The organism is Streptomyces sp. NPDC107454, assembly GCF_055582885.1.
In genome coordinates, this window is sequence record NZ_JBVJPA010000008.1 from 45,459 (window position 1) to 66,314 (window position 20,856).

Genomic DNA, 20,856 nt, shown 5'->3' on the forward strand with positions numbered 1-20,856 from the left:
TCCGTTCAGGAAAGAGACAACGGCTTCAGGCCTTGGGTACCCGCACGATCAGCGCGTCACCCTGCCCGCCGCCACCGCACAGCGCCGCCGCGCCGACCCCGCCGCCGCGCCGCTTCAGCTCCAGGGCGAGGTGCAGCACGAGACGGGCGCCGGACATCCCGATCGGGTGACCGAGGGCGATGGCACCACCGTTGACGTTCACCTTTTCCGTGGATACGCCGAGGTCCTTCATTGACTGCACGGCGACCGCGGCGAACGCCTCGTTGATCTCGATCAGGTCGAGGTCGGAGACGTCGAGGCCCTCCTTCTTCAGGGCGTGCAGGATCGCGTTCGAGGGCTGGGACTGGAGGGAGTTGTCCGGACCCGCGACGTTCCCGTGCGCGCCGATCTCGGCGATCCACTGGAGGCCGAGCTCCTGCGCCTTGGTCTTGCTCATCACGACCACGGCCGCGGCGCCGTCGGAGATCTGCGAGGAGGTGCCCGCCGTGATCGTGCCGTCCCGGGTGAACGCGGGGCGCAGCTTGGCCAGCGACTCCACCGTCGTCTCGGCGCGGATGCCCTCGTCCTTGCTGAAGACGACGGGCTCGCCCTTGCGCTGCGGAATCTCCACGGGCGTGATCTCCGCCTCGAAGATGCCGTTCTTCTGGGCGGTGGCCGCACGCTGGTGGGAGAGGGCCGCGATCTCGTCCTGCTCGGGGCGGGCGATGCCCAGGCGTGTGTTGTGCTTCTCCGTCGACTCGCCCATGGCGATGTTCTCGAAGGCGTCGGTGAGACCGTCGTACGCCATCGCGTCGAGCATCTCGATCGCGCCGTACTTGAAGCCCTCGCGGGACTTGGGGAGCAGGTGGGGCGCGTTGGTCATGGACTCCTGGCCGCCCGCGACCACGATGTCGAATTCACCCGCGCGGATCAGCTGGTCCGCGAGCGCGATGGCGTCAAGGCCGGACAGACACACCTTGTTGATCGTGAGCGCCGGGACGCTCATCGGGATGCCCGCCTTGACCGCGGCCTGGCGCGCCGGGATCTGGCCCGCGCCGGCCTGCAGCACCTGACCCATGATCACGTACTGCACCTGGTCGCCACCGATCCCCGCACGGTCGAGGGCGGCCTTGATCGCGAAGCCTCCGAGGTCGGCCCCGGAGAAGGACTTCAGCGAGCCCAGCAACCGTCCCATGGGCGTCCGGGCGCCCGCGACGATCACCGAGGTACTGCTGTTCGTTCCAGACATGAGGTGCGATCCCCTTACCGGCTGCACAGCCGAGGAGTGAACGAGGGTTTACTTGAATGTACTGAGCGGTAGGCCACCCGTCATCCGGCAGTCAGTGTGATCGCGCGCACGTTGCGTAACCGCCGTATGAGCGCTGCACTGACTCCATGCTGACGCGAATCGACCACATCGGTATCGCCTGCTTCGACCTCGACGCGACTGTCGAGTTCTACCGGGCGACGTACGGCTTCGAGGTCTTCCACTCCGAGGTCAACGAGGAGCAGGGCGTCCGCGAGGCCATGCTCAAGATCAATGAGACGTCCGACGGCGGCGCCTCCTACCTCCAGCTCCTGGAGCCGACCCGCGAGGACTCGGCCGTCGGGAAGTGGCTGGCGAAGAACGGCGAAGGTGTCCATCACATCGCGTTCGGTACGGCGGACGTCGACGCCGATGCCGCCGATATCAGGGAGAAAGGCGTACGAGTGCTCTACGACGAGCCCCGACGCGGCTCCATGGGGTCACGAATCACGTTCCTTCACCCAAAGGATTGCCATGGTGTCCTGACAGAACTGGTCACTTCGGCGGCTGTTGAGTCACCTGAGCACTGACCTCCGTATATCTGGGCCGGTAGGGTTGGGGGTGGCCGCTGCCGTTTCGGGGCGGCCCAGGGCCTGTCCGGCGACGGGCCCTGAGGTCATGCCGTCCTCAGGACGGCGTGGTCAAGGGCCGGGGTCCAGGTTTCGGGGGACGAGCGTCAGGGCGGCAGCCCGTGCTCCGCTGTTGATCTGACACCATTCCCCGGGGGCCCCGTTCGGCGGATGGACGGGGTTCGTTTGGAGAGACTTGCGACCAGGGGACGGATGGGACCGCGCAGTGCGGGGCTACGAACGCCAGGAGCGAGAGCCGGCGGCTGACGTCGACCACCTCTCTCGGTTCGAGGCCGAGATGGAACGGCTGAAGACCGAGCGGGAGAAGGCCGTCCAGCACGCCGAGGACCTCGGCTATCAGGTCGAGGTGCTGCGCGCCAAGCTGCACGAGGCGCGCCGCAGTCTGGCGACCCGGCCTGCCTACGACAGCGGCGGCGACCTCGGCTATCAGGCCGAGCAGTTGCTCCGTAATGCCCAGATCCAGGCCGATCAGCTGCGCGCCGACGCCGAGCGCGAGATGAGCCAGGCCCGGGCGCAGACGCAGCGCATCCTCCAGGAGCACGCTGAGCAGGCCGCCCGGTTGCAGGCCGAGCTGCACCAGGAGGCGGTCGCGCGCCGCCAGCAGCTCGATCAGGAACTGGCCGAGCGCCGTCAGACCGTCGAGTCGCACGTCAACGAGAACGTGGCGTGGGCCGAGCAGCTGCGGGCCCGCAGCGAGCAGCAGGCCCGCCGGCTCCTGGAGGAGTCGCGCGCGGAGGCGGACCAGGCGCTGAGTGCCGCCCGTGCGGAGGCCGAGCGGACCGCCGCCGAGGCCCGCCAGCGGCTGACGAACGACGCCGAGTCGGCCCGCGCGGAGGCCGAGGCGCTGCTGCGCCGGGCCCGTACGGACGCCGAGCGGCTGCTGAACGCCGCGTCGATGCAGGCCCAGGAGGCCACCGACCACGCCGAGCAGCTGCGCAGCTCCACGGCGAACGAGTCGGACAGCGCCCGCCGCCAGGCCACCGAGCTGAGCCGGGCCGCCGAGCAGCGCATGACGGAGGCCGAGTCGGCGCTGCGCGAGGCGCGGACCGAGGCGGACAAGGTCGTCGCCGAGGCGAAGGAGACCGCGGCCAAGGCCCTGGCGAGCGCCGAGTCAGCGAACGAGCAGCGCACGCGGACGGCAAAGGAACAGGTCGCCCGGCTGGTCAGCGAGGCCACCAAGGAGGCCGAGACCACCAAGTCCGACGCCGAGCAGGCCGTCGCGGACGCCAAGACCAAGGCCGAGAAGATCGTCGCGGAGGCCGAGGAGACCGCACGCAGCCTCACCGCCGAGGAGACCGCCTCCCAGCTCTCCAAGGCGGCCCGTACCGCCGAGGACGTCCTGGACAAGGCGTCCGAGGACGCCAAGGCGACCAGGAAGGCGGCGGCCGAGGAGGCCGAGCGGATCCGCACCGAGGCGGAGTCCGAGGCGGACCGGCTGCGTGCCGAGGCGCACGACATCGCCGAGCAGCTCAAGGGCACGGCGAAGGACGACACCAAGGAGTACCGCGCCAAGACGGTCGAACTGCAGGAGGAAGCGCGCCGGCTGCGCGGCGAGGCCGAGCAGCTGCGCTCCGAGGCCAATGCCGAGGGCGAGCGGATCCGCTCCGAGGCCCGGCGCGAGGCCGTCCAGCAGATCGAAGAGGCGGCCAAGACCGCCGAAGAGCTGCTCGCGAAGGCCAAGGCGGACGCGGACGAGCTGCGGAACACGGCCACCGGCGACAGCGAGCGGGTGCGCACCGAGGCCATCGAGCGCGCCACGACGCTGCGCCGCCAGGCCGAGGAGACCCTGGAGCGCACGCGCAAGGAGGCCGAGCGGGGCCGCGAGGAGGCCGTCGAGCTCTCCGACACGATCAAGGCGGAGGCCGAGCGGGCCGCCGAGGCGCTGCGCGAGGAGACCGAGCGCGCCATAGCGGCCCGTCGGACGGAGGCCGCCGAGGAGCTGACCCGGCTGCACACCGAGGCCGAGCAGCGGCTCGCCTCGGCCGAGCAGGCGCTGAGCGACGCACGGGCGGACGCCGAGCGGATCCGCCGCGAGGCCGCCGAGGAGAGCGACCGGCTGCGTTCGGAGGCCGCCGAGCGGATCCGTACGCTCCAGGCACAGGCCGAGGCGGAGGCGGAGCGGCTGCGCAACGAGGCCGCCGCGGACGCCTCCGCGTCGCGTGCCGAGGGCGAGAACATCGCCGTACGACTGCGGTCGGAGGCCGCGGCGGAGGCCGAGCGGCTGAAGTCGGAGGCCCAGGACAGCGCCGACCGGGTACGGGCCGAGGCCCAGGCCGCGGCCGAGCGGCTGGCCACCGAGGGCGCGGAGACGCTGGCCGCCGCCCAGGAGGAGGCCGCCCGGCGCCGCCGCGAGGCCGAGGAACTCCTCGGTTCCGCGCGCCAGGAGGCCGACCAGGAGCGCGAGCGGGCCCGCGAGCAGAGCGAGGAGCTCCTCGCCTCCGCGCGCAACCGTGTCGACGAGGCCCAGGCCGAGGCCGTACGGCTGGTCGAGGAGGCCGACCGGCGCGCGACCGAGATGGTCTCCAGCGCCGAGCAGACCGCGCAGCAGGTACGCGACGCCGTGGCGGGGCTGCACGAGCAGGCCCAGGAGGAGATCACCGGCCTGCGCAGCGCCGCCGAGCACGCGGCGGACCGGACCAGGACCGAGGCGCAGGAGGAGGCGGACCGGGTCCGCGCCGACGCGTACGCGGAGCGGGAGAGGGCCTCCGAGGACGCGAGCCGTATCCGGCGCGAGGCGGCCGAGGAGACGGACGCCGCCAAGTCGCTCGCGGAGCGTACGGTTTCGGAGGCGATCGCCGAGTCCGAGCGGCTGCGTTCGGAGGCCGCCGAGCACGCCCAGCGGGTGCGCACCGAGGCCTCCGACGCCATCGCGAACGCCGAGCAGGACGCTTCGCGCAGCCGTGCCGAGGCCCGGGAGGACGCGAACCGGATCCGTTCGGACGCGGCCACGCAGGTCGACACGCTCATCACTGAGGCGCGCGCCGAGGCGGAGCGGCTGACGAACGAGACGAACGCCGAGGCCGAGCGCGTGCGCGCGGAGTCCGTGGCCAAGGCCGAGCGGCTGGTCTCGGACGCGACCGGGGACGCGGAGCGGCTGCGGGCCGAGGCCGCCGAGACGGTCGGTTCCGCGCAGCAGCACGCCGAGCGGATCCGCAGCGAGTCCGAGCGGGTCAAGGCCGAGGCGGCGGCGGAGGCCGAGCGGCTCACGTCCGGTGCCCGCGAGGAGGCCGACCGGACGCTGGACGCGGCACGCCGGGAGGCCAACAAGCGGCGCTCCGAGGCGGCCGAGCAGGTCGACACCCTCATCTCGGAGACGGCGTCCGAGGCGGACAAGCTGCTCGCCGAGGCGCAGCAGAGCGCGCAGAAGACCACGGCGGACGCCGAGTCGCAGGCCGACACGATGGTGGGCGCGGCACGCAACGAGGCCGAGCGGCTGGTCTCCGAGGCGACCGTCGAGGGCAACACCCTGGTGGAGCGGTCCCGTGCGGACGCGGACGAGCTGCTGGTCGGCGCGCGCCGGGACGCGACTGCCATAAGGGAGCGGGCGGAGGAGCTGCGCGACCGCGTCACCACCGAGATCGAGGAACTGCACGAGCGGGCCAGGCGTGAGTCGGCCGAGGCGATGAAGACGGCGGGCGAGCGCTGCGACGCGCTGGTGCGGGCCGCCGAGGACCAGCTCGCCGAGGCCGAGGCGAAGGCGAAGGACCTGGTGTCGGAGGCCAACTCCGAGGCGAGCAAGGTCCGTATCGCCGCGGTCAAGAAGGCCGAGGGGCTCCTCAAGGAGGCCGAGCAGAAGAAGAGCTCGCTCATCGCGGAGGCGACGGAGATCAAGGCCGAGGCCATCCGCGAGGCGCGGGCCGCGGTCGAGGAGGGCAAGCGCGAGCTGGAGGTGTTGATCCGCCGGCGTGAGGACATCAACGCCGAGATCTCCCGTGTCCAGGATGTCCTGGAGGCGTTGGAGTCCTTTGAGGCCCCGTCCGCAGGCAAGGACGGTGGGGTCAAAGCGGGCGCTGCCGCCGGTGCAACTCGTTCGAGTGGCAAGTCGTCAGAAGGGTAGCCATAACCACCCATTCCGTGCTTTGCACGGACCTTTGCCACAGGTTCTGGCAAGCCGTCTGACAGTTAGCCACCCAAAAGGAGTCTCATTCTCCAGATCAAACACGCATCCGCTCGATGACACACCGCTTTGGCCCCTAGGATTCCCCCTATCACCTCACCGGTCTCATTCGACAGGAACCCCATGAGCGACACTTCCCCCTACGGCTTCGAGCTTGTGCGGCGTGGGTACGACCGCGCTCAGGTGGACGAACGCATTTCGAAGCTCGTCTCCGACCGTGACAGCGCTCTGGCCCGTATCACTGCTCTCGAAAAGCGCATCGAGGAACTCCACCTCGAGACGCAGAACGCCCAGGCCCAGGTCACCGACGCCGAGCCGTCGTACGCGGGTCTCGGCGCGCGTGTCGAGAAGATCCTCCGCCTCGCCGAGGAGGAGGCGAAGGATCTGCGCGAGGAGGCCCGTCGCGCGTCCGAGCAGCACCGTGAGCTCGCCGAGTCGGCCGCCCAGCAGGTCCGCAACGACGCAGAATCGTTCGCTGCAGACCGCAAGTCCAAGGCCGAGGACGAGGGCGTCCGGATCGTCGAGAAGGCCAAGAGCGACGCCTCTCAGCTGCGCCAGGAGGCGCAGAAGGACGCGCAGTCCAAGCGCGAGGAGGCGGACGCCCTCTTCGAGGAGACCCGTGCCAAGGCCGCGCAGGCCGCCGCCGACTTCGAGACGAACCTCGCCAAGCGCCGCGAGCAGTCCGAGCGTGACCTCGCGTCGCGTCAGGCCAAGGCCGAGAAGCGCCTCGCGGAGATCGAGCACCGCGCGGAGCAGCTCCGCCTGGAGGCCGAGAAGCTGCGCACGGACGCCGAGCGCCGCGCCCGCCAGACGGTGGAGACGGCCCAGCGCCAGGCCGAGGACATCGTGGCCGACGCGAACGCCAAGGCCGACCGCATCCGCTCGGAATCCGAGCGCGAGTTGGCGGCGCTGACGAACCGTCGCGACTCGATCAACGCTCAGCTCACGAACGTCCGCGAGATGCTCGCGACGCTCACGGGCGCCGCGGTGGCCGCCGCGACCACGCCGGCCGAGGACGAGCCGGTCTCCCGCGGGGTTCCGGCCCAGCAGTCCCGGTAGTTCCGGTCCGGTTCCTGGTATCGGCTCCGGCCCGCATCCCTCCTCGGGATGCGGGCCGTTGTCGTGCCCCGTGAGGGGCGCGGGGCTGTGACATTTCGCGGCTCCGCCGCGTGGGCGCGACAAGCCACGAGGGCGCCGCGGTCAAGCACGATGAACAAGCGGCAAAGACCCCTCTTCTCAGGTGGCACGGCCCAACGCGGCGTCCTACCGTGTGCGCATGATCGAGCTAGAGGGGCTGACCAAGCGGTACGGCGAGAAGGTGGCGGTCAACCATCTGACCTTCACCGTCAGACCCGGTATCGTCACGGGGTTCCTCGGTCCGAACGGCGCGGGCAAGTCCACGACGATGCGGATGATGCTCGGCCTCGACCGCCCCACCGCGGGCGACGTACGCATCGACGGTAAGCACTACGACCACCTCAAGGACCCGCTGAAGTACATCGGCGCCCTGCTGGACGCCAAGGCCATGCACGGCGGCCGCAGCGCCTTCAACCACCTCCTCTGTCTCGCCCAGAGCAACGGCATCCCCAAGGCGCGGGTGGACGAGGTCCTCGACACCGTGGGCCTCACCTCGGTGGCCAGGAAGAAGGCCAAGGGCTTCTCGCTCGGCATGGGCCAGCGACTCGGCATCGCGGGCGCGCTGCTCGGCGACCCGCGGATCCTGATGTTCGACGAGCCGGTCAACGGCCTCGACCCCGAGGGCATCCACTGGATCCGCAACCTGATGAAGTCGCTGGCCGGCCAGGGCCGTACGGTCTTCGTGTCGAGTCACCTCATGAGCGAGATGGCGCTGACCGCGGAGCACCTCGTCGTCATCGGCCAGGGCCGCCTCCTCGCGGACACCTCCATGGCCGACTTCATCGCGCAGAACTCGCGGTCGTACGTCCGTATCCGCTCCCCTCAGCGCGAACGGCTGCTCGACGTCCTGCACGGGGCGGGGATCACCGTCGTCGAGAGCGGCAGCGGGGCGCTGGAGGTGGACGGCGCGAAGTCGGAGCAGATCGGTGAGCTGGCCGCACAGCACCAGATCGTGCTGCATGAGCTGAGCCCCCAGCAGGCCTCCCTGGAGGAGGCGTTCATGCAGCTGACCGCGGAGTCGGTGGAGTACCACGCGCACACCGATGCCCCACCCCAGCAGTGGGGCGGCGGCTGGAACAAGGAGACCTGAGCATGGCGGCGACCCAGGTCCTCAAGTCCGAGTGGACCAAGATCCGGTCCGTCGCGTCCACCGTCTGGACGCTCAGTCTCGCCGCGGTGGTCACGATCGCGCTGGGCATCCTGATCTCGCTGCTGTCGAACAACGAGTTCGACAAGATGGGCGAGAAGGACCGGCTCTCCTTCGACCCGACGTTCATCAGCTTCGCGGGGATGACCCTCGGTCAGCTCGCGATGATCGTGTTCGGGGTGCTCGTGATCGGCAACGAGTACAGCACCGGGATGATCCGCACCTCGCTGGCCGCGGTCCCGCAGCGCGGCACGTTCCTCTTCGGCAAGATCGCGGTGGCGACGGGCCTCGCCCTCGCCGTCGGCATGATCACCAGCTTCATCGCCTTCTTCCTGGGACAGGCGGCGCTCGGCACGCACAGCGCGTCGATCAGCGACTCCGGGGTGCTGCGCGCGGTGCTCGGCGGCGGCCTCTACATGACGCTGATCGCGGTCTTCTCGATGGGCGTCGCGACGATGCTGCGCAGCCCGATGCTCTCGCTCGGCATCCTCATGCCGTTCTTCTTCCTGATCTCCAACATCCTCGGCGCGGTGTCCGCGACCAAGAAGATCGGCCGCTATCTGCCCGACCAGGCCGGCAGCAAGATCATGCGGGTGGTGACCCCCATCGGCGACGACACCCCGTACGGACCCTGGGGCGGCCTGGCGATCATGGTCCTTTGGGTGGTCGCGGCGCTCCTCGGCGGCTATCTGCTGCTGAAGAGGCGGGACGCCTAGGGCCTGGGGTCCTCGCCGTTCGGGTGGGGTTCCAGGGCGTCGAAGTCCGTCCAGCCCTCCCAGCGCCACACGTCCTTGTCCAGGTCCGGCTGGAGCGGCACGAAGCGGCCGAGTTCGAAGTCGCCCGCCTCCAGGTCGAACCAGCGCTCGTCGGCGACCTCGGTGCCCAGGCCCACGGTCCGCGCCGTCAGCCGGACGAGGAGCTTGACGCCGTACGAGCCGGACAGATCCTTGCCCTGGATACGCCGGAACGGCAGTTCGGGCACCGGTGCCTCGACCGGTATCCACACGGTGAACGGCGCCCCGCGCTCGACCGCGAGCCAGTACCGCTCGTCGGCCGGTTCGCCCTGCGCGTCCAGGACCTTCAGCCACTGCTTGTAGATGACCAGGCTGCCGTCGTGCGGGGAGCGCTCCAGGTAGCGCAGATGAGCACGGGCACGCAGATCCACGACGGACAGGTTGTCGAAGCGGTTGTAGAAGCGGACGGCGATGATCGCGTCCTCGCTGTCGGCGTGGCGCCTCGAGTAGCCGGGGAAGTCCGCGGTCCAGGCGTGCGAGACGCTGGCCCGCTGCCGCCAGACGAACGGCCGCAGCGCGAACATCTTGATCAGGACGATGCCCAGCAGCACAGCGGGCACCAGGGAGCCCGTGACGGAGGCCACCGTGGCGAGCAGCTGGTGCGCGGTGCTGTCCGGCTCGGGGCTGAGATTGTCCGTGCCGACACTCGCCCGCAGCACCGCGAGGCTGAGGTCGAAGAGCCGCTCCCCGTTCGAGAACCGCTGCGCCATCGACCGCGACGAGTGCTCGGTGAGCGTCCACGCGGTCGCGATGACGACGGAGAGCCCGGCCAGCGCGCCCAGCGTCATCAGGAGGAGGGCGTGGACGGTACGTCCGGCGATCCACCAGCGAACGGACGTACGGAAGCGCGGATGGGCCCGTCCCCGCCCCGAGGACCCCACCCGACTCCACCCGCGTCTCATCAACCTCAACTCACGTCCCCCGTAACCCACTTCGCCCCCACTCGTACAATGGGACGGCATGATTCCCGGTGTCCGTTCCGGCCAACCCCGCCCAGACGGGGAGACCAGGCCCCGCCCCGGGTACAACTCGCGTGGAACGCTGTTGCCGGTATCGCGCGACCACCCCCGAAGGGCGTCACCGTGACGACGAAGGACCGAAGCCTGCACGCGCTGGGCCTGGACGACGTGCCCGCGCAGCAGCCGCTCACCTATCCCGGCCGTCCCACCACCGAGCCCTCGCTGCTCACCGGCGGCGAACTGCTCCAGCTCGACGTGCGACCGCTGCGGCTCGGCGAGTGGTACGTGGAGGAGCGCCAGGAGCAGCAGCGGCTCGACGAGGCGCTCGCCGACCTCGGCCAGGTCGGCACCGGGCACCGCCACCCGGTGATCGCCGTCGGCTCCAACGCCTCCCCCGGCCAGGTCGCCCACAAGCTGACCCGGCTCGGCATCCCGGCGACGGTGCCGATGGTGCCGGTGCGGGTGCACGGCATCGGGGTGGGCTGCTCGGGACACATCAGTCCGGCGGGGTACGTGGCGGGGACGCCGTACGTCGACCCGCGCGCCGAGACCACGCTCGTCGTCACCTGGCTGGACTCGACGCAGCTGAAGGCGGTCGACGACACCGAGTTCCCCGACTACCGGCGGGCGATACTCCCGGGCGACGCGTTCGCGATGACGATGCCCTCCGGGGAGCGGCTCGGCGGCGCGTACATCTACTTCAGCGCGCACGGGGTGCTCGCCGATCCGGCCACCGGGCAGCCGCGTCCGGGCGGCGGCGACCAGGCGCAGCTGCTCGCCGCCTTGCTGGCGGGCTCCGCCCGGCTGCGCGAACTGCTCGGTCCCGACCCGGCCACCTGGGTGCGGCGCGCGGGAGCCGACCAGGCGCTGCGCGAGCGGGGCACGCTGGTCTTCGGTGAGGAGGGCTGGGTACTGCCGCAGACGGACTTCCTGCCGTACGTCGACGACACGTCCGAGCTGCGGCTGTACGACGATCTGCCGCCGCTGGACGACTCACTGCCCCGTCGGGCGTGAGGCGTGTTCGGTATCGGGTGCGGAGGTTCCGTTTCCAGCCTGACCAGGCAGGACGGGTACCTGACAAAGGTAGGGTGCGGGTAAGGCCCCAGGTAAGAGCGTTCTCCCGCCCGTCCCCCGCGTGACCTGCACATTTTTACTTCCTCTTGAGTGGAACCGTCAGCGCCCCGCTATCCTCCTAACCCTTACGGGGGCGTGCGCCCCGACGTCCTGAACCTTTCGATGGGTGCGGAGCATGATCGAGGCAGTCGGCCTGACGAAGCGCTACGGCGCCAAGACGGCCGTGTACAACCTTTCCTTCCAGGTGCGGCCGGGTGCCGTCACCGGCTTCCTCGGGCCCAACGGCTCGGGCAAGTCCACGACGATGCGGATGATCCTCGGCCTCGACAACCCCACCTCGGGGCAGGTCACCATCGGCGGCTTCCCCTACCGCAAGCTGCCCAACGCCCCCCGTCAGGTCGGCGCGCTCCTCGACGCCAAGGCCGTGCACGGCGGCCGGCACGCCCGCAACCACCTGCTCTGCCTCGCCCAGCTGTCGGGCATCCCGGCCCGCCGGGTCGACGAGGTGCTCGGCGTGGTCGGGCTGCAGGACGTGGCCAAGAAGCGCTCCAAGGGCTTCTCGCTCGGCATGGGACAGCGGCTCGGCATCGCCGCCGCGCTCCTCGGCGACCCTCAGGTGCTGCTCTTCGACGAGCCGGTCAACGGTCTCGACCCCGAGGGCATCCTCTGGGTCCGCAACCTGATGAAGGCGCTCGCGGCGGAGGGCCGCACCGTCTTCGTCTCCTCGCACCTGATGAGCGAGATGGCGCTGACCGCCGACCACCTGATCGTGATCGGCCGCGGTCAGCTGCTCGCCGACCAGAGCATCAAGGACTTCATCTCGCACAACTCGGCCGACTTCGCCCGGGTCCGCACCCCGGAGACCGAGCCGCAGCAGCGCGAGAAGCTGACCGCCGCGCTCACCGAGGCGGGCGGCCAGGTGCTGCCCGAACAGGACGGCGCGCTGCGCGTGACGGGCCTGCCGTTGCCCCGCATCAGCGACCTCGCGCACTCCGCCGACGTACGCCTGTGGGAGCTCTCTCCGCACCAGGCCTCGCTGGAGGAGGCGTACATGCGGATGACGCAGGGCGCTGTCGACTACCGCTCGACCATCGACCAGAAGGCCGGGCTCCAGCAGGAGCTGCCGCCGGGTGCCATGCCGCCGCAGCTGCCGGTCGCGGGACAGGGCCAGCCGGGCTGGTACGCACCGCCGCCGCCCCAGCAGGGCGGGCAGCCGTTCGCGATGCCCCAGGGCGCCCCGCAGGCGGGTCCCTACGGCGCTCCGGGCGCCCCGGGTGCGCCGGGTGCCGCGGACGTCAACCCGTACGCCCAGCCCGCTCCCCAGACCCCCGCGCCCCCGGCGCCGGCCGCTCCCGCCACCCCCGACCTGACCAAGCCCGAGGACGCCCGATGAGCACGCCCCCGCCCCCGATGCCGCAGCAGGCCGCCGCTGCCCCCACCTGGCAGGCGGCGCCCGGCACTTCGTACAGCTCGCCGATCCCGGTCACCCGCACCCACCTCGGCCACGCGCTCACCTCCGAGTGGACGAAGATCAAGTCGGTGCGCTCGACGCTCTGGACGCTCGGCATCTTCCTGCTCCTGGTGGTCGGCATCGGCTTCCTGGTCGCCGCGCAGACCCACGACTCCGACTTCACCGACGTGCCGTACACGATCCCGGCCTTCTTCGGGCTGATCCTGGGCCAGATCTGCCTGATCACGCTGGGCGTCCTGGTCGTCTCCTCCGAGTACGGCACGGGCATGATCCGCACGACGTTCACAGCCTCGCCGCAGCGCCACCGGGTGCTCACCGCCAAGTTGATCATCTTCTTCGCGGTGGCGTTCGCCGTCTCGGTGTTCTCCATCGGCCTGGTCGGCCTCATGACCTCGGCCATGCACAGCGGCTCCTCGAACGTCTCGTGGGGCGGCACGGTCGTCAAGGGCGCACTGTACGTCTCACTCCTCGGCGTCCTGTCCCTCGCGGTGGGCTCGATGCTGCGGCACTCGGCGGGCGCGATCACCACGATGCTCGGCGTCGTGCTGGTGCCCGCGATCCTGCCCGCCTTCCTGATGATGTCGCAGAGCATGCGCACGATCGGCGAGAAGATGCAGGAGTACGCCGCTCCCAACGCCCTCGCCAGGATGTTCGCGCTGGACAACGAGAGCAGCGGCGGCGGCGCGCAGCTCGGCCTGCTCGCCGGGGTGACGGCGGCGGCGATCGCCGGCGCGTACGTGCTGCTGGAGCGCCGGGACGTGTGAGTCCGCTCCGGGCCGAAGTGGCCCAGAACCCGAAGTGGCCTAGAACCTGGGCGCGTTACGGGACCGCTGCACCCTTGAGGTGCGGCGGTCCTTCGCGTTCCAGCAGGCCTTGTGCCAGTGGCGGCGCTCGTCGACGCCCGAGTGCTCCGGCCAGGCCACCACGTGCGGGACGCCGGAGGGGATCATCTGGTCGCAGCCCGGGCAGCGGTAGGTCTTGCCCTCGGCGCTGGCGCCCGCCACATGACGCACGCTCCACTCCTCGCCCTGCCAGCTCTCCGTGGACTGCCAGCCGCCGTACCGCCCGGAGCGGTCGTCCTCCGCGCTCCGGTCGGAGGGGTCGGAACCCTTGGGACGGTTGCGACGCGGGGACACAGGACACCTCACGGAGCTATACAGGGAGCAGGGTCTGCTCCAGCCTACGCGGAGCAGACAGGGGTAGCCGTACCTCACCAACCCCCTCAGATCGCCCTCCCGTCGGCTCATTCTGCAGACAATCCGCAAATCTCTCCGACAGGCCGTGTCCTCGGCACGTGTCGGGCGGTTATGCCGGTGGGGGAGCTCCGCGTCGGAGCCGAGGAAGCAGGAAAGCACCATGCACGTTGGAAGTTTTGTACTGGCGGCCCAGTTCCCGGGCCAGGGCCAGGGGGAGGCCCTGCACCGCGCGGTGCGCACGGCCGAGGTCGCCGAAGAGGCCGGGCTCGACGCGGTGTGGCTGGCCGAGCACCACTTCGTGCCGTACGGGACGTGCCCGTCGGCGGTCACCCTGGCCGCCCTGCTGCTGGGCCGCACCAGCCGCATCCGCGTGGGTACGGCGGTGAGCGTACTGCCCACCGTCCACCCCGTCGCCCTCGGCGAGCAGACCGCGCTGCTGCACGTGACGTCCGGCGGCCGTTTCACCCTGGGCGTGGGGCGGGGCGGGCCCTGGGTGGACCTGGAGGTCTTCGGCGCGGGCCTGGAGGCATACGAGAAGGGGTTCCCTGAATCACTCGATCTGCTGGTGCGCTGGCTGCGCGAGCCGTCCGTGGAAGCGCGGGGCGAGCGGTTCAGGTTCCGCGAAGTGCCCGTCGTGCCCCGGCCGTCGGAGTCACTGAGCGGCTCCCCCGGCCCCGAGGTCGTCGTCGCGTGCACCTCGCCTGCGAGCGTGCGGCTCGCCGCCGAGCGGGGGCTGCCGATGCTCCTCGGTATGCATGTCGGTGACGAGGAGAAGGCCGAAATGGTATCCCTGTGGCGACAGTTGGCGCGTGTGGCAGGCCGTTCGACGGACGAGATCCTCGGCGCGGCCCATGTGTCGGCCGGCGTCTGCCAGATCGCGGACCGGCGCACCGACGCCGTCGAGACACTCCTCAAGGCGATGCCCGGCTGGCTGAGGCAGGGGCTGGACGCGCATGTGACGGTCGACGGCCGCGCCCGCGGGATGCGGGACCCACTGGCGTACACGGAACTCCTGTGCGGGCTGCACCCGGTGGGCACGCCGCGCCTGTGCGCCGACCGTCTCGCGGCCACCTCGGAGCGCACCGGCATCTCCCGCTTCGCCCTCCTCGTCGAGGGCTCCGGCGACCTGGCGGCGACAGAGGAGAACGTCCGACGGCTCGGCTCCGAGGTACTCCCCCACCTCGGCTGAGACAGGTCACCGCGGACGGCGTGGGCCCGGGAGAGGGTGCGGGCGCCCTGGGCCCACCAAGGGTCTCCAGGGCCCCACAACCGACTTTGTCCCGCCCCGCGGCCCGGACAACCCGGTCTCCCTGACCCGACGCACACACCCACCCACCCACGATCCGCGTCCCGCCGTCGGCCCGGGGATCCGGGGGAGCCTGCCGCCCCGTACAGATGCACCTCCCGCGTACAGAGCGGCAAGCAATGCGGCATCAAGGCGTCACGTCAGCAGTCTCGGAACTCCGGCGACTGATTCAGCAGCTGACTGCGCACCGAGGTGAAGCGTGCCAGTGTGTCGTCCACTGAGGTGTCCAGTGGGAACACCGCCACCCGATGGCAGTTCTGGAAGGCCAGCCGCACACCGAAGTGCCGCTGCAGCGCGCCGCGTATCGCGTCACTCGCGAGCGCACGCAGCAGCTGGCCACGCGCCTGCTCGTCCGGCGGAGGCGTCTGGTTGTCGGCGAAGTTGCCGCCGTCCACCTTCAGCTGGGCCACCAGGGAGCTGATCATCTCCCATGCGTAGGGCAGGGAGGTCCGGACGCAGTCGACGAATTCTGCTTCGTCGACCTCGCCTCGCTCGGCCTTCTCGAGTAGGGCCGGTGAGACGTCGAGCGACATGGGTTCTCCTCTCGCACCCCCAGACCTCGGGGGTTGCCGGACAGGTAAGGGACATTCGCGATGTCGAACACTCTGAGTACACGCATCGCGACCTCCCGTTTATACGGTAAGCAACGTACGGTGACGGCACCAGGAGAATGCGCACATAGCGAACTCCCAGTAGGCCCACAATCAGCCACGACCGAACAGGCGTCTTCCAGGGCGAATCGCGTGGACCTCCGCCCGTCGAGTAGCGTTGCGGACCATGCGTCTCGTCATTGCCCGCTGCTCCGTTGACTACGCGGGCCGGCTCACCGCCCATCTCCCGTCGGCCCCCCGTCTCATCCTGGTGAAGGCGGACGGCAGCGTCTCGATCCACGCTGACGACCGGGCCTACAAGCCCCTCAACTGGATGTCGCCGCCCTGCACCCTGAAGGAGGGCTCGGGCGACGAGGAGGGCGTCTGGACCGTCATCAACAAGGCGGGCGAGAAGCTCATCATCACGATGGAGGAAGTCCTCCACGACTCCTCGCACGAACTCGGCGTGGACCCCGGCCTGATCAAGGACGGCGTGGAAGCGCACCTCCAGGAGCTCCTCGCGGACCGCATCGAAACGCTCGGCGAGGGCTACACGCTCATCCGCCGCGAGTACATGACGGCCATCGGCCCCGTCGACATCCTGTGCCGCGACGGCGAGGGCCAGACCGTCGCCATCGAGATCAAGCGCCGCGGCGAGATCGACGGTGTGGAGCAGCTCACCCGCTACCTGGAGCTGCTCAACCGCGACCCGCACCTCGCGCCGGTCCGCGGCGTCTTCGCCGCCCAGGAGATCAAGCCGCAGGCCCGCGTCCTCGCCACGGACCGCGGCATCGGCTGCACGGTCCTGGACTACGACGCGCTGCGGGGCATCGAGGACGACAAGCTGCGGTTGTTCTGATTCGAACGACTTTGACTCAATCGGCCATGTAGTTCACCGGTCAGAAGTGAGGGCCGGGTCCGAAATCGGACCCGGCCCTCACTGTTGTCGTGGTGCTCAGATCACCGAACCACCGGGCGAGCCGGCGGCGCTGCTGCTCGCGGGCACGCTCGCCGCACTGCTCTGCGGCGCGCCGGCGGTGGTGCTCGCGGGGACGCTGGAGGCGGGGCCGCTGGCGGTGTCGGTGGTGGACGGCGTCGTCGACGGAGTGGGGGTCGGAGTGGGTGTCGGGGTGGGTGTCGGAGTAGGTGTCGGCGTCTGGGTCGGCGTCTTGGACGGCGTCTGCGAGGGCGTCTTGGACGGGGTCTTGGACGGCGGCTTGGAAGTCGACTTGGACGGCGACGTCGACGTACCCCCGCCCCCCTTCGTCCCACTCGGGCTGCCGGAAGGCCGCCCGCTCGTACCCGTCGGCGGCGTCGGGTCGTCCGACGTCCCGTACGTGCCGTCGGGGCCCGGATCCGTCGGCGTGGTCACCACGCCCGCGTCGCCGCTGTCCCCGCCACCCTTCTTCGCCTTGTCGGCGCCGAGGCTGTCGTCCTGGCCGCCCTGGCTGGCCGAGGGGTTGACCCCGACCTTCTCGGACGGGTTGTCGGTGTTGTTGTTCGAGGTCGCGCCGAGCGTCACCACGGTGCCGAGCACCGCGACGAGCAGCGCGCCCGCGCCCGCGGCCACCAGGTTGCGCCGGGTGCCGGCCACCAGACGACTGCCCACGCCCATGCCCACGCGCTTCGACGCCGGACCAGGTTCGGCCCGGTTGGTGACCAGAGTCGAGGGCTCCCCGACCGGAGCGGAGAGCACGAACGCGGCCGGTACGCCGCCGGGCGGCGACGCCGACTCCTCGTGCCGCGCGTCGGGCACCTCCTCGCCCGCCGCCGTGCGCCCGCCGGGCAGTACGGCCCCGGAGCGGTCGGCGACCAGCGCGAGGGCCCGGCGGCCCGCGACGGTGCCACGCTTGTCGGCGAGGGCACCGCGCAGCCCGATGGAGGACTCCAGCTCGGCGCGGGCCCGGTCCAGCTGACCGCCGCAGAGCGCGAGGATGCCCAACTCGTGGTGGAAGTAGGCCTGTTCGCCGACCTCGCCGGCGAGCCGGGAGGCCTCCGCGCCGGAGCGCAGCGCGCGCTCCCAGGCGTTCCAGTTCAGTCCCGCGGCGAAGGCGGGCGCGGCCGTGCGGGCCAGCTGCACGGCGACGCTCTCGTCCTGCTCGTCGGCCGGGACCGTGGTGAGCGGGACCAGGACGGTGAGGGCGGCGAGCACAGCGTCGGCCTCGGCGCAGACTCTCTCCGGGGTGACCGAGGGGTGTCCGGCCCACCAGGTGTAGTGCTGGGCCGCGGTGCGGGCCTGCTCCTCCAGCCCGTCGGCGTATCCGGCGGCCTCCAACTGGGCCTGCACACCGGCGGCGAGCCGGTAACGGGAGCCGACCGGGGAGACCAGCGCGCAGCCCGCCAGTTCGGCGAGCGCGGCGTCGGCGTGGGTGTCGTCCACGAGGGCGGGCAGATGCGTCTGGTGCGGCACCTCACCGCCGAGCGCGATGGCGAAGCGCAGAGTTGCGCGGGCCGACCCGCTCAGGCGGGAGGCGAGCAGCGCGGCGGGCGCGGCCCCCTCGGCGAGCGAGGGCAGCGGTACGTCGTGGCCGTCGGCGGCCTCGAAGGGCGCGTCGACCGGCAGGTCGACCGGGGCGTCATGGAAGACGCCGAAGTCGTCGAAGGCGTTCTCCTTGGCCTGCAGCTTGTCGCGCTGTCGCAGCAGGGCGCCGGCCTGCATGAAGCGCAGCGGCAGACCCTCGGACTCGAACCAGAGGTCGCCCGCCCAGTTCGCCTCGTCCTCGGTCAGCACGCGTCCGACGGTCCGCTCCAGGAGCTCGAGGCCGCCGCTGCGGTCGAGTCCGCCGAGGAAGACCTCTTCGAGGAGGGAGTCGGTGGAGGGCGCGGGGACGTCGGGGGTCGCGGCGATGGCGAAGGCGCACTCGGGGGTGGCATCGAGGAGTTCGTCGAGCGCGGTGCCGCCGATCTCCACGTCGTCGAGGACGACGACCGCGCCGATCCCGTGGACGAGTTCGAGCAGTTCGTCCCGTTCGGGACGGTACAGGGGCGCGTTGTAGACGGCGGCGAACAGGTCGTACAGCAGGTCGGTCGCCGTGCGCCGGTATCCGGAGAGGCGGACGACGCCGTCGGGGGCGAGGTCCGCGCAGTCGTCGGCGACGGCGTCGAGCAGGCTGGTACGGCCGGAGCCGGCGGGGCCGGTGAGGCGTACGGAGCGCCCGCGCGCCAGCAGGCGGACGAGCCGCTCGCGCTCCTCCTGGCGCTCCAGGAGCGGCAGTCGGGGCTGGGCGGGGCCCGGCGGTACGGGCGGCAGGGCGGCGCGGGCCAGATCGGCTCGCTCGGCGGCGCTGAACTTCGTGGGCCGCTGCGGTCGCTCTCCCGGCGGGCAGACCTCTATCTCGCTGCCGTCGACGGGATTGACCGTGAGCAGGAAGTCGCCCGAGACGAGTTGGACGGTACGGGCGAGTGCGGGTGTGTGCTGACCCAGGTCGGCGGTGAGCGCATCACGCGGTGGGCGCGAGCGAGGCGCCTGGCCGTCGTCGTCATGGCCGTAGTCTTCGGGTCCCCGGTTGTTCGGGTCCATGTTCCAAGCCCCCCAAAAGCGTCGTGTGCGGATCTTGTCGCCGGGAGTCCGGTGACAAGGACCCAGGCCCCTCCCGGCCTTGCTGCACACCGCGCTGTCGCTTCTGGTCCGGTGCCCGCTCGTAGGGTTTCGGGTGGCGGGCAGCCGAACCCTAAACCTTCGCACAGTATCTCCGACAGGCCGGGGTACCGCGCCGTCCGAGACGTCACAGTCTCGTGAGGATTGTGCGCGAGATGCGATTCGTACGCCGCTCAGGAGGCGTACGCCGGGTCACACCCGGGGCAGTGACTCGACTCCGATGCCGCCCTCGATCGCGAGGATCCGGTGCAGCCGGGTGGCCACCAGCAGGCGCTGCATCTGCGGTGGTACGCGGCGCAGCACGAGCCGCCGGCCGCACCGCCCGGCCCTTCGGTGGGCCCCCATGATGACACCGAGGCCGGTGGCGTCCCAGGAGTCCAGCTCGGACAGGTCCAGCACCAGGTCGCCGACTCCGTCGTCGACGGCCGAGTGCAGGACCGTACGGGCGTCCGCCGCGCTGCGTACGTCGAGGCGGCCCCCGACGACCAGCTCGGCGTGGTCGCCCCTGATGTACATATGCGCTCCCCGAGAGTGCGTCTCGTGCTCTGCGTCAGTCTCTCTGCGTCAGTGTCGGTGTCAGTCCGCGTTGTGCGTGTGCACCGTCTGACTGGCTTGAGGCCGCAGAGGTTGCCGTCTGTAAGCGAACCGATACCGAATTCACCTCATGGGGTGACACCCCAGAGGCACGTGCGGTTTCCGTGACGGGTGATGCTGGATGACTCGCTTGATTCAGTGCTTGTAGAAGCCCTGCCCGCTCTTGCGCCCGATGTCACCGGCGTCAACCATCCGGCGCATCAGCTCCGGCGGGGCGAACTTCTCGTCCTGGGTCTCGGTGTAGATGTTGCCGGTGGCGTGCAGGAGGATGTCGACGCCTGTGAGGTCGGCCGTGGCGAGCGGGCCCATGGCGTGGCCGAAGCCCAGTTTGCAGGCGAGGTCGATGTCCTCGGCGGTGGCCACGCCGGACTCGTACAGCTTGGTGGCCTCGACGACGAGCGCCGAGATGAGACGGGTCGTCACGAAGCCGGCCACGTCACGGTTGACGACGATGCAGGTCTTGCCGACGGACTCGGCGAACTCCCGTGCGGTGGCGAGGGTTTCGTCGCTCGTCTTGTAGCCGCGCACCAGTTCGCACAGCTGCATCATCGGTACGGGCGAGAAGAAGTGGACGCCGACGACCCGCTCCGGGCGCTCGGTGGCCGCGGCGATCTTGGTGATCGGGATGGCGGAGGTGTTCGAGGCGAGCACGGTGTCGTCCCGCACGATCTTGTCGAGCGCGCGGAAGATGTCGTGCTTGACCTCGAGCTTCTCGAAGACGGCCTCGACGACGATGTCCGCGTCCGCGGCGGCGTCGAGATCGGTGGTCGCGGTGATCCGGCCGAGCGCGGCATCGGCGTCGTGCGCCTCCAGCCTGCCCTTGCCCACGAACTTGTCGTACGAGGCCTTGATGCCGTCGAGGCCTCGCGTGAGCGCCTCGTCGGTGACATCCCGCAGAACGACGTCCCAGCCCGCCTGCGCGGACACCTGGGCGATACCGGACCCCATGAGCCCGGCTCCGATGACGGCGAGCTTCCCTGCCACTGTGCGACTCCCCT

The 20,856-nt window shown here is 70.7% G+C and carries 17 protein-coding genes; 10 read left to right on the plus strand and 7 right to left on the minus strand.

Going from position 1 to position 20,856, the window contains the following annotated elements:
• Positions 1 to 25 precede the first annotated feature (25 nt).
• Positions 26 to 1,228, minus strand: coding sequence for an acetyl-CoA C-acetyltransferase (locus ACZ69M_RS21065; protein ID WP_099920628.1), 1,203 nt, complete (start codon positions 1,226 to 1,228; stop codon positions 26 to 28).
• Positions 1,229 to 1,374: 146 nt separating this feature from the next.
• Here ACZ69M_RS21065 and mce point away from each other — a divergent pair, with 146 nt between their 5' ends.
• From mce to ACZ69M_RS21090, 5 genes are all read left to right on the plus strand, one after another.
• A complete protein-coding gene (mce, locus tag ACZ69M_RS21070; protein WP_054233200.1) occupies positions 1,375 to 1,815 on the plus strand; it encodes a methylmalonyl-CoA epimerase in 441 nt (146 codons plus the stop codon).
• A gap of 265 nt (positions 1,816 to 2,080) precedes the next feature.
• A complete protein-coding gene (gene scy, locus ACZ69M_RS21075; protein WP_470051791.1) occupies positions 2,081 to 5,932 on the plus strand; it encodes a polarized growth protein Scy in 3,852 nt (1,283 codons plus the stop codon).
• A gap of 183 nt (positions 5,933 to 6,115) precedes the next feature.
• Positions 6,116 to 7,051 (plus strand): cellulose-binding protein, encoded by a 936-nt coding sequence (locus ACZ69M_RS21080; RefSeq protein ID WP_470051793.1) that lies wholly within the window; start codon positions 6,116 to 6,118, stop codon positions 7,049 to 7,051.
• Between the two features lie 217 nt (positions 7,052 to 7,268).
• A complete protein-coding gene (locus ACZ69M_RS21085; protein ID WP_470051795.1) occupies positions 7,269 to 8,219 on the plus strand; it encodes an ABC transporter ATP-binding protein in 951 nt (316 codons plus the stop codon).
• A gap of 2 nt (positions 8,220 to 8,221) precedes the next feature.
• A complete protein-coding gene (locus tag ACZ69M_RS21090) occupies positions 8,222 to 8,992 on the plus strand; it encodes an ABC transporter permease (RefSeq protein WP_470051797.1) in 771 nt (256 codons plus the stop codon).
• Here ACZ69M_RS21090 and ACZ69M_RS21095 read toward each other — a convergent pair.
• Positions 8,989 to 9,951, minus strand: coding sequence for a hypothetical protein (locus ACZ69M_RS21095; protein ID WP_470051799.1), 963 nt, complete (start codon positions 9,949 to 9,951; stop codon positions 8,989 to 8,991). The two genes, ACZ69M_RS21090 and ACZ69M_RS21095, sit on opposite strands and share 4 nt — an antisense overlap.
• A 201-nt stretch (positions 9,952 to 10,152) precedes the next feature.
• On the opposite strand from ACZ69M_RS21095, the gene ACZ69M_RS21100 reads away from it, so the two are divergent.
• The 3 genes from ACZ69M_RS21100 to ACZ69M_RS21110 all read left to right on the plus strand — a co-directional run bounded on the left by ACZ69M_RS21100 (position 10,153) and on the right by ACZ69M_RS21110 (position 13,338).
• Complete coding sequence (locus ACZ69M_RS21100) at positions 10,153 to 11,043, plus strand: hypothetical protein (RefSeq protein ID WP_470051801.1); 891 nt, start codon at positions 10,153 to 10,155, stop codon at positions 11,041 to 11,043.
• A gap of 235 nt (positions 11,044 to 11,278) precedes the next feature.
• Positions 11,279 to 12,496 carry an ABC transporter ATP-binding protein gene (locus ACZ69M_RS21105; RefSeq protein ID WP_470051803.1) on the plus strand — a complete coding sequence of 406 codons (1,218 nt, stop codon included), beginning with the start codon at positions 11,279 to 11,281 and terminating at the stop codon, positions 12,494 to 12,496.
• Positions 12,493 to 13,338, plus strand: coding sequence for an ABC transporter permease (locus tag ACZ69M_RS21110; RefSeq protein WP_470051805.1), 846 nt, complete (start codon positions 12,493 to 12,495; stop codon positions 13,336 to 13,338). Before ACZ69M_RS21105 ends, ACZ69M_RS21110 begins: the two co-directional genes overlap by 4 nt.
• A gap of 39 nt (positions 13,339 to 13,377) precedes the next feature.
• Here the strand turns inward: ACZ69M_RS21110 and ACZ69M_RS21115 are convergent, their stop codons facing one another.
• Complete coding sequence (locus tag ACZ69M_RS21115) at positions 13,378 to 13,710, minus strand: hypothetical protein (protein ID WP_054233208.1); 333 nt, start codon at positions 13,708 to 13,710, stop codon at positions 13,378 to 13,380.
• Between the two features lie 220 nt (positions 13,711 to 13,930).
• Here ACZ69M_RS21115 and ACZ69M_RS21120 point away from each other — a divergent pair, with 220 nt between their 5' ends.
• Positions 13,931 to 14,959, plus strand: coding sequence for an LLM class flavin-dependent oxidoreductase (locus tag ACZ69M_RS21120; RefSeq protein WP_470051807.1), 1,029 nt, complete (start codon positions 13,931 to 13,933; stop codon positions 14,957 to 14,959).
• Positions 14,960 to 15,216: 257 nt separating this feature from the next.
• Here ACZ69M_RS21120 and ACZ69M_RS21125 read toward each other — a convergent pair whose 3' ends face one another.
• Positions 15,217 to 15,609: an SCO5389 family protein gene (locus ACZ69M_RS21125; protein WP_067369067.1), complete on the minus strand. Its 393-nt coding sequence runs from the start codon at positions 15,607 to 15,609 to the stop codon at positions 15,217 to 15,219.
• A 244-nt stretch (positions 15,610 to 15,853) separates the two neighbouring features.
• On the opposite strand from ACZ69M_RS21125, the gene nucS reads away from it, so the two are divergent.
• Positions 15,854 to 16,525, plus strand: coding sequence for an endonuclease NucS (gene nucS, locus ACZ69M_RS21130; RefSeq protein ID WP_060901300.1), 672 nt, complete (start codon positions 15,854 to 15,856; stop codon positions 16,523 to 16,525).
• Positions 16,526 to 16,621: 96 nt separating this feature from the next.
• On the opposite strand, the gene ACZ69M_RS21135 is transcribed toward nucS, so the two are convergent.
• From ACZ69M_RS21135 to ACZ69M_RS21145, 3 genes are all read right to left on the minus strand, one after another.
• Positions 16,622 to 19,186 carry an ATP-binding protein gene (locus ACZ69M_RS21135; RefSeq protein WP_470051809.1) on the minus strand — a complete coding sequence of 855 codons (2,565 nt, stop codon included), beginning with the start codon at positions 19,184 to 19,186 and terminating at the stop codon, positions 16,622 to 16,624.
• Positions 19,187 to 19,456: 270 nt separating this feature from the next.
• Positions 19,457 to 19,780 (minus strand): STAS domain-containing protein, encoded by a 324-nt coding sequence (locus ACZ69M_RS21140; RefSeq protein ID WP_030596935.1) that lies wholly within the window; start codon positions 19,778 to 19,780, stop codon positions 19,457 to 19,459.
• 213 nt (positions 19,781 to 19,993) lie between these two features.
• Positions 19,994 to 20,842, minus strand: coding sequence for a 3-hydroxyacyl-CoA dehydrogenase family protein (locus ACZ69M_RS21145; protein WP_470051812.1), 849 nt, complete (start codon positions 20,840 to 20,842; stop codon positions 19,994 to 19,996).
• Positions 20,843 to 20,856 lie beyond the last annotated feature (14 nt).

Excerpts from the sequence above, each read along its gene's own strand:
- ACZ69M_RS21065 (WP_099920628.1), bottom strand. The coding sequence starts at position 1,228 with ATGTCTGGAACGAACAGCAGTACCTCGGTGATCGTCGCGGGCGCCCGG.
- mce (WP_054233200.1), top strand. The coding sequence starts at position 1,375 with ATGCTGACGCGAATCGACCACATCGGTATCGCCTGCTTCGACCTCGAC.
- ACZ69M_RS21080 (WP_470051793.1), top strand. The coding sequence starts at position 6,116 with ATGAGCGACACTTCCCCCTACGGCTTCGAGCTTGTGCGGCGTGGGTAC.
- ACZ69M_RS21085 (WP_470051795.1), top strand. The coding sequence starts at position 7,269 with ATGATCGAGCTAGAGGGGCTGACCAAGCGGTACGGCGAGAAGGTGGCG.
- ACZ69M_RS21090 (WP_470051797.1), top strand. The coding sequence starts at position 8,222 with ATGGCGGCGACCCAGGTCCTCAAGTCCGAGTGGACCAAGATCCGGTCC.
- ACZ69M_RS21105 (WP_470051803.1), top strand. The coding sequence starts at position 11,279 with ATGATCGAGGCAGTCGGCCTGACGAAGCGCTACGGCGCCAAGACGGCC.
- ACZ69M_RS21110 (WP_470051805.1), top strand. The coding sequence starts at position 12,493 with ATGAGCACGCCCCCGCCCCCGATGCCGCAGCAGGCCGCCGCTGCCCCC.
- ACZ69M_RS21120 (WP_470051807.1), top strand. The coding sequence starts at position 13,931 with ATGCACGTTGGAAGTTTTGTACTGGCGGCCCAGTTCCCGGGCCAGGGC.
- ACZ69M_RS21125 (WP_067369067.1), bottom strand. The coding sequence starts at position 15,609 with ATGTCGCTCGACGTCTCACCGGCCCTACTCGAGAAGGCCGAGCGAGGC.
- nucS (WP_060901300.1), top strand. The coding sequence starts at position 15,854 with ATGCGTCTCGTCATTGCCCGCTGCTCCGTTGACTACGCGGGCCGGCTC.
- ACZ69M_RS21135 (WP_470051809.1), bottom strand. The coding sequence starts at position 19,186 with ATGGACCCGAACAACCGGGGACCCGAAGACTACGGCCATGACGACGAC.
- ACZ69M_RS21140 (WP_030596935.1), bottom strand. The coding sequence starts at position 19,780 with ATGTACATCAGGGGCGACCACGCCGAGCTGGTCGTCGGGGGCCGCCTC.